The organism is Leclercia sp. (assembly GCF_036780805.1).
Classification (GTDB): Bacteria; Pseudomonadota; Gammaproteobacteria; order Enterobacterales; family Enterobacteriaceae; genus Enterobacter.
In genome coordinates this window covers 1457973-1473600 of sequence record NZ_DAIQCE010000001.1, presented here as the reverse complement: position 1 = coordinate 1473600, position 15628 = coordinate 1457973, and the positions used below count along the sequence as shown (strand labels likewise).

At 56.0% G+C, this 15628-nt stretch carries 17 protein-coding genes; 9 read left to right on the top strand and 8 right to left on the bottom strand.

Annotation, left to right across the window (positions count from 1 at the left end):
- Positions 1–33 precede the first annotated feature (33 nt).
- Positions 34–861, bottom strand: a complete 828-nt coding sequence (nadE, locus tag V7Q49_RS06940) for an ammonia-dependent NAD(+) synthetase (RefSeq protein WP_032617717.1) — start codon at positions 859–861, stop codon at positions 34–36.
- 231 nt (positions 862–1092) lie between these two features.
- Between nadE and osmE the strand changes: the two genes are divergently transcribed.
- The 7 genes from osmE to chbG all read left to right on the top strand — a co-directional run bounded on the left by osmE (position 1093) and on the right by chbG (position 6943).
- On the top strand, positions 1093–1434 hold the full coding sequence (osmE, locus tag V7Q49_RS06935) for an osmotically-inducible lipoprotein OsmE (RefSeq protein WP_333850004.1): 342 nt from the start codon (positions 1093–1095) through the stop codon (positions 1432–1434).
- A 273-nt stretch (positions 1435–1707) separates the two neighbouring features.
- On the top strand, positions 1708–2025 hold the full coding sequence (chbB, locus tag V7Q49_RS06930) for a PTS N,N'-diacetylchitobiose transporter subunit IIB (protein ID WP_333850003.1): 318 nt from the start codon (positions 1708–1710) through the stop codon (positions 2023–2025).
- Between the two features lie 84 nt (positions 2026–2109).
- A complete protein-coding gene (gene chbC / locus V7Q49_RS06925; RefSeq protein ID WP_333850002.1) occupies positions 2110–3468 on the top strand; it encodes a PTS N,N'-diacetylchitobiose transporter subunit IIC in 1359 nt (452 codons plus the stop codon).
- Between the two features lie 46 nt (positions 3469–3514).
- On the top strand, positions 3515–3868 hold the full coding sequence (gene chbA / locus V7Q49_RS06920; protein ID WP_333850001.1) for a PTS N,N'-diacetylchitobiose transporter subunit IIA: 354 nt from the start codon (positions 3515–3517) through the stop codon (positions 3866–3868).
- Positions 3869–3896: 28 nt separating this feature from the next.
- On the top strand, positions 3897–4715 hold the full coding sequence (gene chbR / locus V7Q49_RS06915) for a transcriptional regulator ChbR (RefSeq protein ID WP_333850000.1): 819 nt from the start codon (positions 3897–3899) through the stop codon (positions 4713–4715).
- Positions 4716–4817: 102 nt separating this feature from the next.
- Positions 4818–6173, top strand: a complete 1356-nt coding sequence (locus V7Q49_RS06910) for a 6-phospho-beta-glucosidase (protein WP_333849999.1) — start codon at positions 4818–4820, stop codon at positions 6171–6173.
- 11 nt (positions 6174–6184) lie between these two features.
- Entirely contained in the window at positions 6185–6943 is a 759-nt protein-coding gene (gene chbG / locus V7Q49_RS06905; protein WP_333849998.1) for a chitin disaccharide deacetylase, read from the top strand.
- A gap of 74 nt (positions 6944–7017) precedes the next feature.
- Here the strand turns inward: chbG and katE are convergent, their stop codons facing one another.
- Positions 7018–9276 (bottom strand): catalase HPII, encoded by a 2259-nt coding sequence (katE, locus tag V7Q49_RS06900; RefSeq protein WP_333849997.1) that lies wholly within the window; start codon positions 9274–9276, stop codon positions 7018–7020.
- 197 nt (positions 9277–9473) lie between these two features.
- On the opposite strand from katE, the gene cedA reads away from it, so the two are divergent.
- Positions 9474–9728, top strand: coding sequence for a cell division activator CedA (gene cedA, locus V7Q49_RS06895; RefSeq protein ID WP_333849996.1), 255 nt, complete (start codon positions 9474–9476; stop codon positions 9726–9728).
- Between the two features lie 57 nt (positions 9729–9785).
- Here cedA and V7Q49_RS06890 read toward each other — a convergent pair whose 3' ends face one another.
- The 4 genes from V7Q49_RS06890 to hxpB all read right to left on the bottom strand — a co-directional run bounded on the left by V7Q49_RS06890 (position 9786) and on the right by hxpB (position 13567).
- Positions 9786–11177 carry an L-cystine transporter gene (locus V7Q49_RS06890; protein WP_333849995.1) on the bottom strand — a complete coding sequence of 464 codons (1392 nt, stop codon included), beginning with the start codon at positions 11175–11177 and terminating at the stop codon, positions 9786–9788.
- A 129-nt stretch (positions 11178–11306) separates the two neighbouring features.
- Positions 11307–11897 (bottom strand): metal-dependent hydrolase, encoded by a 591-nt coding sequence (locus tag V7Q49_RS06885; RefSeq protein ID WP_333849994.1) that lies wholly within the window; start codon positions 11895–11897, stop codon positions 11307–11309.
- Positions 11898–11989: 92 nt separating this feature from the next.
- Positions 11990–12751: a 2-dehydro-3-deoxy-D-gluconate 5-dehydrogenase KduD gene (gene kduD / locus V7Q49_RS06880; protein WP_333849992.1), complete on the bottom strand. Its 762-nt coding sequence runs from the start codon at positions 12749–12751 to the stop codon at positions 11990–11992.
- 147 nt (positions 12752–12898) lie between these two features.
- Complete coding sequence (hxpB, locus tag V7Q49_RS06875; RefSeq protein WP_333849991.1) at positions 12899–13567, bottom strand: hexitol phosphatase HxpB; 669 nt, start codon at positions 13565–13567, stop codon at positions 12899–12901.
- Between the two features lie 144 nt (positions 13568–13711).
- Between hxpB and V7Q49_RS06870 the strand changes: the two genes are divergently transcribed.
- Positions 13712–14248, top strand: a complete 537-nt coding sequence (locus V7Q49_RS06870) for a YniB family protein (RefSeq protein WP_333849990.1) — start codon at positions 13712–13714, stop codon at positions 14246–14248.
- 39 nt (positions 14249–14287) lie between these two features.
- On the opposite strand, the gene V7Q49_RS06865 is transcribed toward V7Q49_RS06870, so the two are convergent.
- Together V7Q49_RS06865 and ghoS are read right to left on the bottom strand one after the other, a co-directional pair.
- Positions 14288–15148, bottom strand: a complete 861-nt coding sequence (locus V7Q49_RS06865; protein WP_333849989.1) for a fructosamine kinase family protein — start codon at positions 15146–15148, stop codon at positions 14288–14290.
- A 105-nt stretch (positions 15149–15253) separates the two neighbouring features.
- The gene (gene ghoS, locus V7Q49_RS06860; RefSeq protein ID WP_333849988.1) at positions 15254–15544 is read right to left on the bottom strand and encodes a type V toxin-antitoxin system endoribonuclease antitoxin GhoS; all 291 of its coding nucleotides are present in this window, start codon (positions 15542–15544) and stop codon (positions 15254–15256) included.
- Positions 15545–15628: the final 84 nt, after the last annotated feature.

Here is a 15628-nt window from a genome sequence, read left to right as displayed (position 1 = left end):
AAAAAAGAGGCGGCAGACGCCGCCCCGATAGAATTACTGTTTCCAGAAGTCGTCGAATACCGTGATCGGCGGGCGACGTTTGTGTTCGGTCTTCAGATACCAGCCTTCAATAATACGGGCGGTGCCTTCATCCAGCGTCTTGCCTTCCAGATAATCGTCAATGTTTTCATAGGTCACGCCCAGCGCGGCCTCATCCGGCAGGGAAGGGCGATCGTCTTCCAGATCCGCGGTAGGGGCTTTCTTATACAGATGCTCCGGGCAGCCCAGCGCGGCCAGTAGCTGTTTACCCTGGCGCTTGTTGAGACGGAACAGCGGGTTAATGTCGGTGCCGCCGTCGCCATATTTGGTGAAGAAACCGGTCAGCGCTTCGGCGGCATGATCAGTGCCCACCACCACGCCGCTGGTCATCCCGGCAATGCTGTACTGGGCTTTCATTCGCTCGCGGGCCTTTTCGTTGCCGCGCACGAAGTCGCTCAGCTCAATGCCCGCGTCGCGCAGCGCTTTTTCGCTGGCCAGCACCGCTTCTTTAATATTTACGGTCAGCACGCGATCCGGCTGGATAAAGGCGATGGCATCCTGGCAATCCTGCTCGTCAAACTGCACGCCGTAGGGCAGGCGCACCGCGATGAACTGCAGGGACTCGTTACCCGTTTCGGCACGCAGTTCGCTGATAGCCATCTGGGCGAGCTTCCCGGCGAGGGTGGAGTCCTGGCCGCCGCTGATGCCCAGCACCAGCGACTTCAGGAACGGGAAGCGGGTTAAATAGGATTTCAAAAAATCGACGCTACGGCGGATCTCTTCTTCCGCATTGATGGTGGGTTTGGCACCCAGCGCCTGGATAATTTCTTGTTGCAGAGCCATTTAGCCCCTCCGTTACACAAATTTGCCTGATGAATGTTCTGTTAAAGCTAACTCGTCATGCACAAAACGACAAGGATCACCCTTTTGAATGGCTCGAAATCAGGCGATTTAGCAGCTTATAAATGTTTTACAGGAATTTTCCGAAAAATCTTTGCCGTCACGCTTGAGGTTGAAAAATGTGATTTTCTATTCCAGGCTTACTTAACACGCTGATAAACAAGAGGACGGAATATGAACAAGAAATTAGCAGGAATGTTAGGCGCAGCGGCTGTAATGACTTTGCTGGCAGGGTGTACCGCGTATGACCGTACGACGGACCAGTTTAAAGAGCCCGTCGTAAAAGACGTTAAAAAAGGGATGAGCCGTGCACAGGTACAGCAGCTTGCCGGTAAGCCGTCATCAGAAGTGACGATGATCCACGCTCGTGGTACTTGCCAGACTTACATCCTGGGTCAACGGGATGGTAAAACTGAAACTTACTTTGTGGCCCTCGACGATACTGGCCACGTGATAAACTCCGGCTACCAGACCTGTGCGGAATACGACACTGATCCGCAGGCGCCTAAGGCCTGATAACACCTTTTCCTGAGCAAAGCGATAAACCGGCCATCTGGCCGGTTTTTTTACGTCGCTACCCATCTTAATTCTCACCGCGAATTATTTACCTAAAATGTGAAGGGTGTCATAACGACAGGTCAAGGAGAGACAATTGTAGTCTCTTTAGGATTATCCCCTCCAAATCAGTTGCCGTATACTCCATTCATCAGATACGCCAGCGAGGGCTCCCGGTCGGTCAAGGCGGGGATATCGCGGCGAAAGCGGTGAGCACATAAGAGGGAAATTGCTATGGAAAAGAAACATATCTATCTGTTTTGCTCAGCGGGCATGTCAACGTCACTGCTGGTGTCAAAGATGCGCGCGCAGGCAGAGAAGTACGAAGTACCGGTCATCATTGAAGCTTTCCCGGAAACCCTGGCAGGCGAGAAAGGCACCCATGCAGATGTCGTTCTGTTAGGGCCGCAAATTGCCTATATGTTGCCGGAGATCCAACGTCTGTTACCGAATAAACCGGTTGAAGTGATCGACTCTGCGCTGTACGGCAAAGTGGATGGTTTAGGTGTTCTTAAAGCTGCAGTAGCAGCGATTAAAAAAGCTGCTAATTAATTTAATTTTTTATTTTTCCCGTCAAAGAGCAATTTCACACACACTTACGCCGCAATATTATTGCGGCATTTAAGGGCATTTTCTATGAGTAGATTTATTGCTGCGCTTGAAAAGGTACTCCTTCCTTTTGCAGTTAAAATAGGAAAGCAACCGCATGTCAACGCCATAAAAAACGGCTTTATTAAAGTTATGCCGTTAACCCTGGCCGGGGCCATGTTCGTTTTAATTAACAACGTTTTTCTTAGCTTCGGTGATGGTTCATTCTTCTATTCATTAGGTGTTCGTTTAGATCCCTCAACTATTGAAACGTTAAATGGTTTCAAGGCCATCGGCGGCAATGTGTACAACGGTACGCTGGGTATTATGTCGCTGATGGCGCCTTTCTTTATTGGGATGGCGCTGGCGGAAGAGCGTAAGGTCGACTCGCTGGCTGCCGGTTTATTATCTGTCGCTGCCTTTATGACCGTGACGCCATACAGCGTTGGTGAAGCCTACGCGGTAGGGGCGAACTGGCTGGGCGGGGCAAACATCATTTCCGGTATCGTGATCGGCCTGGTCGTGGCGGAAATGTTTACCTTTATTATTCGTCGCAACTGGGTGATTCGTTTACCGGACAGCGTGCCGGCGTCGGTGTCCCGCTCTTTCTCGGCGCTGATCCCTGGCTTCATTATTCTCTCCATCATGGGGACCATCGCCTGGGCGCTCTCTCACTGGGGCACCAACTTCCACCAGATCATCATGGACACTATCTCTACACCGCTGGCCTCTATGGGTGGCGTCGTGGGCTGGGCTTACGTGATTTTCACCTCCCTGCTGTGGTTCTTCGGCGTGCACGGCTCCCTGGCGCTGGCCGCGCTGGACAGCGGCATCATGACCCCATGGGCACTGGAAAACGTGGCGCTTTATCAGCAGTACGGCTCCGTTGACGCGGCGCTGGCGGCAGGTAAAACCTTCCACGTGTGGGCCAAACCGATGCTCGACTCCTACATCTTCCTGGGCGGTACCGGGGCGACGCTGGGTCTGATCATTGCGGTATTTATCACCTCCCGTCGTGCGGATCACCGTCAGGTGGCGAAGCTGGCGCTGCCGTCAGGCATCTTCCAGATTAACGAGCCTATCCTCTTCGGTCTGCCGATTATCATGAACCCGGTGATGTTCATTCCGTTCATCCTGGTGCAGCCGCTGCTGGCCGCCATTACCCTGACCGCCTACTACCTGGGCATTATCCCGCCGGTGACCAACATCGCGCCGTGGACCATGCCAGCCGGTCTGGGGGCCTTCTTTAACACCAACGGCAGCGTAGCCGCCTTCCTGCTGGCGATATTCAACCTCGGTGTGGCAACCCTGCTCTACATGCCATTCGTTGCCATCGCCAACAAGGCCCAGACCACTATTGATGAAGAAGAGAGCGAAGAAGATATCGCCCTCGCCCTGAAATTCTGATGTTGTATGACGCGGGGCAACCCGCGTCAGTACAGGAGAAAACAAGATGTTTGATTTAGAGAATATTGTCGCAGAAGCAGAAGACGTCGCCGGGAACGACCTTGAAGAAGTGGTGATGGGTCTTATCATTAACTCCGGTCAGGCCCGTAGCCTGGCGTACGGCGCACTGAAAAAAGCCAAGCAGGGCGATTTCGACACTGCGAAAGAGATGATGGCCCAGTCGCGCACCGCGCTGAATGAAGCGCATCTGGTGCAAACAAAACTGATCGAAAGCGATCAGGGTGAAGGTAAGATGAAGGTTAGCCTGGTGCTGGTACACGCCCAGGATCATCTGATGACCTCCATGCTGGCGCGTGAGCTGGTGGCGGAACTCATCGAACTTCACGAAAAAATGCAGTAAGTCAGACGGATAGCAGGAGGTCAGCGCCATGGAAATCACTACCGCCCGGGAACAACAGCTGTTCAATGGTAAAAATTTTCATGTGTTTATCTACAACAAGGTGGAGAGCATCAGCGGTCTGCATCAGCATGACTACTATGAATTCACCATTGTGCTGACCGGTCGCTATTTCCAGGAGATCAACGGCAAGCGGGTGCTGCTGGAGCGCGGAGACTTCGTCTTTATTCCGATGGGCTCCCATCATCAGAGCTTTTACGACTTTGGCGCCACGCGCATTCTTAACGTCGGCATCAGTAAACGCTTCTTCGACACCCACTACGCGCCGCTGCTGCCGTTCTGCTTTGTCGCCTCGCAGGTTTATCACGTCAAAAGTGAATTCCTGAACTGGATCGACACCGTGATTGCCTCGCTTAACTTTCGTGACAATGAATTTGATGAATTCATTGAAACGGTGACCTTCTACGTCGTCAACCGCTTACGCCATTATCGCGAAGAGCAGCAGGCGACGGATGACATTCCGCAATGGCTGCGCACCACCGTTGAAATGATGCACGACAAACTGCGTTTTGGTGAAAACGCGCTGGAGAATATGGTTGCGCTCTCGGGTAAATCACAGGAATACCTGACCCGGGCGACCCAGCGTTATTATCAGAAAACGCCGGTGCAAATTATTAATGAAATACGGATCAATTTCGCCAGAAAACAGCTGGAGATCACCAACTATTCGGTGACGGATATTGCTTACGAATCCGGTTACAGCAGTCCGAGCCTGTTTATTAAAACCTTTAAGAAATTGACCTCGTTTACACCTAACAGCTACCGGAAAAATATCACGGTAATTAATTAACGTCCGGCGGGATCGCCGCCGGGAATATCGACTTCAATACTTGCCCAAATACGTGGGACGGGATCGCTATACTTAACTGGCGGATCTCCCAGGGAGAATATTATGCAAAAGAAACTGAAAGTAGTGACCATCGGCGGCGGAAGCAGTTACACCCCGGAATTACTGGAAGGGTTCCTCAAGCGTTATCATGAACTGCCGGTCAGCGAACTGTGGCTGGTGGACGTGGCCGAAGGCCAGGAGAAGCTCGATATTATTTTTGACCTCTGTCAGCGGATGGTGAAAAAAGCGGGCGTCCCGATGACCGTGCATAAAACCCTCGATCGTCGCCAGGCGCTGCAGGATGCCGATTTCGTCACCACCCAGCTGCGCGTCGGCCAGCTGAAGGCGCGCGAGCTGGATGAGCGTATCCCGCTGAGCTACGGCTATCTGGGTCAGGAGACTAACGGTGCCGGTGGCCTGTTTAAAGGGCTGCGTACCATTCCGGTGGTGTTCGACATCATCAAAGACGTGCAGGAGATCTGCCCCCAGGCGTGGGTGATCAACTTTACCAACCCGGCCGGCATGGTGACTGAAGCGGTCTATCGCCACACCGATTTCAAACGCTTTATCGGGGTGTGTAATATTCCGATCGGCATGAAGATGTTTATCCGCGACGTGCTGGCCCTGACCGACAACGACGAACTCTCCATCGACCTGTTCGGCCTGAACCATATGGTCTTTATCAAAGACGTGCTGGTCAACGGCGAGTCTCGCTTTGCGGAACTGCTGGATGGCGTAGCGTCGGGCACCCTGAAAGCCAGCTCGGTGAAGAACATCTTCGACCTGCCGTTCAGCGAAGGGCTGATCCGCTCCCTGAATCTGCTTCCGTGCTCCTATCTGCTGTACTACTTTAAGCTGAAAGAGATGCTGGCGATTGAGATGGGCGAGTACTACAAAGGCGGCGCCCGCGCGCAGGTGGTGCAGAAGGTGGAAAAACAGCTGTTCGATCTGTATAAGAACCCGGATCTGAACGTGAAGCCGAAAGAGCTGGAGCAGCGCGGCGGGGCTTATTACTCCGACGCGGCCTGCGAAGTGATCAACGCCATCTACAACGACAAGCAGGCGGAGCATTACGTCAACGTGCCGCACCACGGCCACATTGATAACATCCCGGCGGACTGGGCGGTGGAGATGACCTGTATCCTCGGCCGCGAGGGCGCGAAGCCGCATCCGCGTCTGACTCATTTCGACGACAAGGTGATGGGGCTGATCCACACCATTAAGGGCTTTGAAGTGGCGGCAAGCCAGGCGGCGATCAGCGGCGAGCTGAACGACGTGCTGCTGGCCCTGAACCTGAGCCCGCTGGTGCAGTCCGATCGCGATGCCGAGAAGCTGGCGCGCGACCTGATTCTGGCCCATGAAAAATGGTTGCCGAACTTTGCCGCCGCTATCGATAAACTGAAAAGCGAGCAGCACTAAGAGGGATCGCTATGGAATATCTGCTGATCGTCAATGCCGATGATTTTGGCCTCTCCAAAGGGCAGAACTACGGCATTGTGGACGCCTGTCGGCACGGCGTGGTGACGTCAACCACCGCCATGGTCAACGGCGATGCCATTGGGCACGCCGCGCAACTCAGCCGGGCGCTGCCGGAGCTGGGGGTCGGGATGCACTTTGTTCTGACCCTGGGCATGCCGCTGACGCCCATGCCGGGGCTGACGCGTGAGGGACAGCTGGGGAAATGGATCTGGGAGATGGCAGAGCAGGGGGCGTTGCCGCTGGAGGAGATTGCCCGCGAGCTGGACTGTCAGTTCAACCGCTTTGTCGATCTCTTCGGACGCGAGCCGACCCATATCGACAGCCATCACCATGTGCATATGATCCCGGCCATCTTCCCGCTGGTGGCCGAGTTTGCCCGCCGTAAAGGCGTCGCGCTGCGTGTCGATCCTCTGGTTGAAGGCATTGGGGAACTGAATGTCGATCTGCCGCCGACCACCGAGGGTTTCAGCAGCGCATTTTATGGCGAGGAAATCAGTGAGGCGCTGTTCCTGAGCGTGTTGGATCGTTCCGTGCAGCAGGGCGAACGCTCGCTGGAGGTGATGGCGCACCCGGCTTTCATCGATAACACCATTCGTAAAAGCGCCTACTGCTGGCCGCGTCTGACGGAGCTGGATGTGCTGACCTCAACGTCGCTAAAATATGCGATTGCCGAGCGCGGGTACAGGCTGGGGACGTTCGGGGATTTGTGAGGAAATGCCGGGTGGCGGCTTCGCCTTACCCGGCCTACGGTAACGTCGGGTGGCACTTCGCCACCCGGCTTTTTTTACGCCGGAATGCTGGCGATTTTACTCCGGCGCGACCAGACCCGGTGCGCTGCCATCTGCAGCACCAGCTCGTCCATAAACGCGCCTGCCGCGGTATCGCCTTCGATAATCCCTTCTTCGCCCTGATCCGCCACCTTCAACAGCGGTTTGAACTGCCGGGCATCGCCTGCCAGCGCAATTGGCTTGAGGTGCTTGTAGGCTTCCAGCAGATAATAGGCTGCATCACCATTGGTGAGCAGACTCTGGATATCCCCGCAAGGCACCACCACCGCATCAACGGTGAGAGAAGGCGATCCGGCAAAGGTTGCGGCCACCGGCAGCACCGAACCGTCATCGGCAGTCACTTCTCCCATCCGCGAGTAGAGCAGCTTCGCGTGCACGCCTTTGGCCTTCAGCGCCTGCAGTACTGCCAGCACGTCGCTGGCCCGCGGGGTATCATTGAGCAATACCGCCACGACGCGACCTTTGATATCACCGCCAGGAACGGCGTACAGGCTGAGGGAGGGATCCTTTTTCAGGCCGCTGACGTCCTGCGGCGGGGCCAGATTGCGTTGCTCGTCGGTGAGGGTCAGCCCCAGATTCTCTGCCACGCCCTGGGCCAGGGTGATATCAATCCGTGCCAGCTGATCGACCACCCGCTCGCGGATATAGGTCCGCACCACTTTGCTCAGCTCAAAGCTGAAGGCGCCAATAATGTGCTCCTGTTCAACGGGCGTCTGGCTCTGCCAGAACAGGCGTGGATGGGCATAATACTCGCCGAAAGAGGGGCTGCGCTCGCGGATTTTGCTCCCTTCCACACGCTCCTGATACGACTCAAAGCCACCGCGTTTTGGCCCCGGCGGGGTTTCGCGCGGCCAGTTATCGTTGATTGAGTTAGGCTCGTAGTTGGCCGGATTGGTGTCGATCTCCATCCGGTGCATGCCGTCACGCTGGAAGTTGTGGTACGGACAGGTTGGCTTGTTAATCGAGATCTCGTGGAAGTTCGGCCCACCCAGACGGCTGATTTGCGTATCGGTGTAGGAGAACAGACGGCCCTGCAGCAGCGGGTCGTTGGTAAAGTCCAGCCCCGGGACGATGTGCCCTGGGTGGAAGGCGGCCTGCTCGTTCTCGGCAAAGAAGTTATCCGGGTTACGGTTGAGCACCATTTTGCCCACCAGCTGAACCGGCACCAGCTCCTCGGGGATCAGTTTGGTCGGGTCGAGAAGGTCAAAATCAAATTTGAACTCGTCCTCTTCCGGGATCAGCTGGAAACCAAGCTCATATTCCGGGAAATCGCCTGCTTCAATGGCTTCCCAGAGATCGCGACGATGGAAGTCCGGATCGCGACCGGTGAGCTTCTGCGCTTCATCCCACACCAGCGAGGCTTTACCGGCCACCGGCTTCCAGTGGAAGCGTACAAAGGTGGCTTTGCCTTCGGCATTGATCAGCCGGAAGGTATGGATACCAAACCCTTCCATGGTGCGATAGCTGCGGGGAATGCCGCGGTCGGACATCGCCCACATCACGTTGTGCAGGGTTTCAGGCTGTAGCGAGACGTAATCCCAGAAGGTGTCGTGCGCACTCTGGCCCTGCGGAACTGCCCAGTGGGGCTCCGGCTTCACCGCATGCACAAAATCGGGGAATTTGTGGGCATCCTGAATAAAGAAGATCGGCGTGTTGTTGCCCACCAGGTCGAAAATACCCTCTTCGGTATAGAACTTGGTGGCGAACCCGCGGATATCGCGCACCGTGTCGGCGGAGCCCGCGCCGCCCTGTACCGTGGAGAAGCGGACAAACACCGGCGTGATTTTATCCGGATCGGAGAGGAAGGCGGCTTTGGTGATATCGCTGAGGTTTTTGTAAGGCTGGAAATAGCCATGCGCGGCCGAGCCGCGGGCGTGAACAATACGCTCCGGGATGCGCTCATGGTCGAAATGGGTGATCTTCTCCCGCAGGATGAAATCTTCCAGCAGGGTCGGGCCGCGTGTACCGGCGCGCAGCGAGTTCTGATCGTCAGCGATGCGTACACCCTGGTTGGTGGTCAGCGGGAAGTTTTCGCCGCCTTTACGCACCGCCTCCAGCGCGTTCAGCTTTTCGTTGCCGGTATCCGGTGCCTTCAGGCTGCCAGGCGCGGTGGGTTCCTGTCCCGGCGGGGTAGGAACCGGACTGGCGCGGTGGGAGCCATCGTCCGGCGCCAGGGAGTCCAGCCCGGGTTTTGCTTCATTTTCGTCATGTACCGGGGATTGCTGCGGGTGGTGGGTCTTATCATTCTGCGACATTGCACTCGTCTCCTGTTTTCATCGCTGAAACGCGGTCGTATTTGCGTCAAAACTTATTAACTATAGAACAATGTCGGCGGTGAGCCGGGTGAAACCCGATTTATAGCTATCACTTACGCTTGATGAGGCACGAGGGGCGCGACGCAGGAGGGGCAATCGGCTATCATAGGAATTTACTGATTTTTGAGTTTGCTTTAGTGAACCCGCTGCTTATGAAACCTCTTCGTCAACAAAATCGTCCTGTTATCAGTTACCAGCCCCGCGTTGAACCCGCGCCGCCAGAACATGCCAGCAAAATGGATGGCTTTCGTGACGTCTGGTTGTTACGTGGTAAATATGTGGCCTTTGTGCTGATTGGCGAGCGTTTTCGCCGTTCTCCGACGTTTACCGTCCCGGAGGCTGCTCAACGCTGGGCGGTGCAGGTCCGCCAGGAAGAAGACGTTGAGGATTAACAGATAATAAAAAACCGCCTTCATTGCTGAAGGCGGTTTTTTTCGTGCGGGAGGCGATTAACGGTGCGCCAGTTCCGCATGTTCATCGCTGTCCAGCACCGCTTTATCGGTCTGCTTCAGCCACTGGCTGGTGAGCGTACCGGCGGTCATGGAGCCGCTGACGTTCAGCGCGGTACGGCCCATGTCGATCAGCGGTTCGACGGAGATCAGCAGTGCCACCAGCGTAACCGGCAGACCCAGCGCGGGCAGAACGATCAGCGCGGCGAAGGTTGCGCCGCCGCCCACACCGGCCACGCCGGCAGAGCTCACGGTCACAATCCCGACCAGGGTCGCTATCCAGACCGGATCCAGCGGGTTAATGCCTACCGTTGGCGCAACCATCACCGCCAGCATCGCCGGGTAGAGACCTGCACAGCCGTTCTGACCAATGGTCGCACCAAAGGAGGCGGAGAAGCTGGCGATCGATTCAGGCACGCCCAGACGACGGGTCTGCGCTTCCACGTTCAGCGGAATAGACGCGGCGCTGGAGCGGCTGGTAAAGGCGAAGGTCAGTACCGGCCATACTTTACGGAAGTATTTCAGCGGGCTCACGCCGTTTGCGCCGAGCAGAATGCCGTGAACCACAAACATGATGCCCAGACCGAGGTAAGAGGCGACCACGAAGCTGCCCAGCTTGATTATGTCCTGCAGGTTAGAGCCTGCCACCACTTTGGTCATCAGCGCCAGCACGCCGTAAGGGGTCAGCTGCATCACCAGACGCACCAGCTTCATCACCCAGCTCTGCAGGGTGTCGATGGCGGTCAGCACGCGCTGGCCTTTCGGGGCGTCATCTTTCAGCAGCTTCAGCGCAGCCACACCGAGGAAGGCGGCGAAAATGACCACGCTGATGATTGACGTCGGGCTAGCCCCGGTCAGATCGGCAAACGGGTTTTTCGGGATAAAGGAGAGCAGCATCTGCGGTACGGTGAGATCCGCTACTTTACCCGCATAGTTGGTCTCGATGGCGGTCAGGCGCGCGGTTTCCGCGGTACCCTGCACCAGGCCTTCTGCGGTCAGGCCAAACAGGTTGGTGACCAGCACGCCCACCAGGGCTGAGATCAGGGTCGTAAACAGCAGCGTGCCGATGGTCAGAACGCTGATTTTACCCAGCTGAGAGGCGTTATGCAGACGGGCAACGGCGCTCAGAATAGAGGCAAACACCAGCGGCATAACAATCATCTGCAGCAGCTGGACGTAGCCGTTACCGACAACGTTAAACCACTGGATAGAGTCTTTCAGTACCGGGTTGCTGGCACCGTAAATGGCCTGCAGCGCCAGTCCAAAGACCACGCCCATCACCAGACCGACCAGTACTTTTTTGGCCAGGCTCCACTGTTTGTGACGCGACTGCGCCAGCAACAGCAGTAAGCCGACGAACACCACGATGTTCGCAATTAATGGAAAATTCATCCCCGTTCTCCTGATTGAATTGCAGATCGGTATTAGGTCCGACCTTGTTGCCGCAAGATTATCAGAAGTGTGATCGGGTGCTTATATCCAAATGGAATGGGTTATACCAAAACCGCTGAATCCGTTCATTTACTGCTCACCTTGATGATGAATGAAGCGGTTGAACTGAAACTGCAGGGAATTAATCATGTGCGAAGACCAGCGCACGGCACCGTTTTCCGGCAGCGTCTGCGGCATCCACACCGCCCAGGCGAACAGGGCCATGCACAGGGCGCGCTCCAGCTGGTTGCCTTTTTGCGGCCTGAGGATCGGCAGACGAAAACGCCAGCGGCAGGGCCACAGCAGCGGAACGCCCGCCGGAGTGAGCATGTCGGCCAGAATATGGCTCAGATAGCCCAGCACCATCCCCTGGATGGCATCCGCCGGGATCAGCCAGCTGTCCGGCACTTTTAAATAGAAGAGGGTAAGGGCAGCAAACACCGCCAGCAGGCTATGGGTAAAGCCGCGATGGCCGCAGGCGCGGGCAATGGGTTTTGAGATCCACTTCAGGCGCTGCCCGAGCAGCGACTTGGGGTGATCGATATCAGGTAACAGGCAGGTCAAAACTGCCGATGGCACGATATGCCACCAGTCACCCTGCGCCAGCACCGGTGTAAGCTCAGCGTTTTTGGCAAACACTGCGCAGGCGAGAGAAAAGAGCAGATGACCTTCCGCCGTCATGATAAAACCCACTAAACTGTCGATGCATCCAGTATAGGGATTTTATACAGTATACGGAAGTAGTGACGGTGTAACTCTTTGTCACAAAGCTGTTAACGTGCGAGCCAGCCTCCGTCGACGGCGAGCGTGTAGCCGTTGACGTAGTCCGAGGCCGACGAGGCCAGAAATACCGCCGGGCCCTGCAGATCTGCCGGCTTACCCCAGCGACCCGCCGGAATGCGGTCAAGGATCTCTTTGCTGCGCTGTTCGTCGTCGCGTAACTGCTGGGTGTTATTGGTCGCCATATAGCCCGGCGCGATGGCGTTAACGTTAATGCCGTGGTGCGCCCACTCGTTTGCCAGCAGACGGGTGATCCCCAGCACGCCGCTTTTCGAGGCGGTATAAGAGGGAACCCGTATCCCGCCCTGGAATGACAGCATGGAGGCGATGTTAATGATTTTGCCGCCTTGCCCCTGGGCGATGAACTGGCGGGCCACGGCCTGCGAAAGGAAAAAGACCGACTTCAGGTTGAGGTTCATCACGTCATCCCAATCCTTTTCGCTAAAGGTCAGGGCATCTTCCCGACGAATGGTGCCAGCGTTATTCACCAGAATATCGACGCGCCCCATCCCGGCGACCGTCTGCTCGACAATATGGCTAATGGCCTCCTGTTTACTGAGATCGGCCTGAATTGCCATAAACCTGCGCCCCAGCGCCTTCACGCCAGCAGCGGTCTCTTCCGGGATCCGGCGATTGACGCTCACGATATCGCAGCCTGCCTGCGCCAGACCCAGCGCCATGCCCTGGCCGAGCCCGGTATCACAGCCGGTAACGATGGCAACTTTTCCTGAAAGATTAAAGGCATCCAGTATCATACAGACCTCAGAAAGTAGGGGGGTATAGTTGTTCTGAGATAAGCATAGGAGCAGGGAAGGGGAATATCAAATTAAAATGAAATGACGTTTTAAAAATATTATGTGGATCATGTTTGCGGGCAACAGAGGGTTGCCCGCTGGCGTTAATCACCCGCGCAGATGCGCTACGGTGAGGTCCTGCAGCGAGGTCAGTTTGACGTCCGCCAGGGCGTAGCGGGCATCATGCTGATTCTCTTCTGCGGGGACGACGATAGCGCGCATTCGCGCCGCTTTGCTGGCGATCATGCCGTTAACGGAGTCTTCCAGCGCCACGCAGGTGGTTGGATCCACGCCCAGCTTCGCGGCGCAGTCCATATACACCTGCGGGTGCGGCTTGCTGTAAGGCAGTTTTTCTGCCGAGGCCAGCGCATCAAAGCTGTCGCGCAGATCAAACATGATCAGCACTTTCTCCAGCATGTGCAGCGGCGAGGCGGAGGCAAGGCCCACTTTCAGCCCCTGCGCCTTGCACAGGGCCACGGCTTCACGCGCGCCTTTCAGCAGCGGGCGGTTCTCTTCCACCAGCGTCAGTGCCCGGTTAATGATGCGGTCGGTGACCTCGTCCCGGCCCGGCCCTACCCACGGCTGGTGGGCATACCAGAGTTCAACCACCATATCGATGCGCAGGCCGAGGGTGTCCGGCAGTTCGTGACGGCGGCTGATATCCACGCCCAGGCTGGCCATGACATCCAGCTCAGCACGATCCCAGAGCGGCTCGGAATCAATGAGTAATCCATCCATATCAAAAATGGCTGCAAGAATTTGACGCGGCGTCGACATGCAACTTCTCCTTTCGTGGGGGTTTAGCAGGGGTAAAGATTACCTGACCCCGGCAATTTACCATATCACCCGCAAAGAACGGGCGAAAATGACAACCAGCAGGTAGACTTAGCCTCAAAGGATGTATTTTAAAAAGAGGAACCGATGACATATCAACAAGCTGGACGTGTAGCGATACTGAAGATCATCGCCGGATGGATAATTTTTATCCCGACGGTGATCTCGACAATTATTTCCGTCCTGAAATTTATCTATGACCACAGTGAAAAGCAGGCCGGGATCAATGCCGTGATGCTGGATTTTGCCCACGTCATGATCGAGATGATGCGCTTCAACACGCCGTTTCTGAATTTCTTTTGGTACAACTCCCCGACGCCCGATTTCCGCCAGGGGATGAACATCGCCTTCTGGATTATCTTTGCCCTGATTTTTATCGCCCTGGCCCTGCAGGCTTCGGGGGCACGGATGCGTCGACAAACCCGCTTAATTCGTGAAGGGCTGGAGGCGCAGCTGATTCTGGAGAAGGCGAAAGGGGATGAAGGGTTAACGCGTGAGCAGATTGAATCACGTATCGTGGTGCCGAATCACACCATTTTCCTGCAAATTTTCACGCTCTATGTGCTGCCGGTGCTGATGATTATCGCCGGGTACTTCTTGTTCTCCCTTCTCGGTCTGGTGTAAGCGTTTGCTGCCGGGCACTGCTGCCCGGCAGTCAGGGCGCTATGCCGCCAGCACCCGCTCAAGCGCTTTCTGCGCAATCACCAGATGCTCGCCGCCAAACAGAATGGCGCGGTTCATCAAGGTATAGAGCTGATAGATTGGCTGCCTCTGCAGAAAACCGGCCGGCAACGGTGAGATCGACTGATAGCCGTCGTAGATCTGCGGCGGCTGTTCAGGATGCAGCGGCAGCATCGCGAGATCGCACTCCCGGTCTCCCCAGTAGCAGGCCGGATCGAAGATATAAGGGCCGTTCGGACCCAGTGCACAGTTGCCTGACCAGAGATCGCCGTGCAGCAGCGAAGGCTGAGGCTGATGCGAGGCCAGGCGTTGCTGAATATGATCGACAATGGCGTCAATGTTGCCGAACTCCAGCCCTTTTTCTGCTGCCAGCTCCAGCTGCCAGCCGATCCGCTGTTCGGCAAAGAAGGTCGACCAGCGTCGTTGCCAGGCGTTGGGTTGCGGAGTGGTTGAGAGATCGTTGTCAAAATCGAGACCGAATTGCGGCTGCTCGCTCCATTGATGCAGGCGGGCAATCTGTTGCCCCAGAATAAAGGCGTTGTGCGCATCGAGCGGACGGGCAGGGAGGTAGTCCATCACCAGAAAGCAGTAGTCACGATCGCTGCCGACGGCCCAGACCTGGGGGACGGAGACGGTTTTGCTGCGGGAGAGCAGTTCCAGTTGGTCCGCTTCCGCGGTGAAGATAGGTAACAGCTCGCGTTCATCACATTTCACGAAGAGATCGCGTCCCGCATAGCGCAGATGCCATGCGGCGTGGATCTCGCCCCCTGGCAGCTCGTTACGCAGTTCAATTTCACCTTCGCCCAGTTGTTCACTTAAAAGATGACTGATAGCCTGCCACATGATCGCTCTCCCATGTTGTCTGCCAGATCATAAAGTTAGCGTGAAACTATGGTCAAAAAACACGAACTAACGCACATCTATGCCGTTTGGTTGAACCTGTGGCATTTATTGTTGCTGCTTTTGCCAGTTTTCCCAGCTCGTCACCTCAACCTGCGGCTCTTTTCCGGTGGCGCTCTCCACCAGACCCGTGGCCAGCGCCTTTACCTCGTCTTCACTCAGCGGGCTAACCAGACCGAAGGTATGGGTCCCCAGCTCATGCAGATTGCCGTTGTCGTCGGTCATGGTCAGTAAAAAACCACCGCGGGTCAGATGGTTGTTGATTTCATTGAGTTCTGTTAGCGAGTCTTCATGAATTTTGATGGACACCACGTAGCGAGCGATCTCTCCACTGCTCATAATTCACCTCGTTGTTATCCCGAAAGTTTTTTTAGCATAGACGATTCATGCCATTTGTCGCCCTCGCCGGGTCACCGGGAGGGC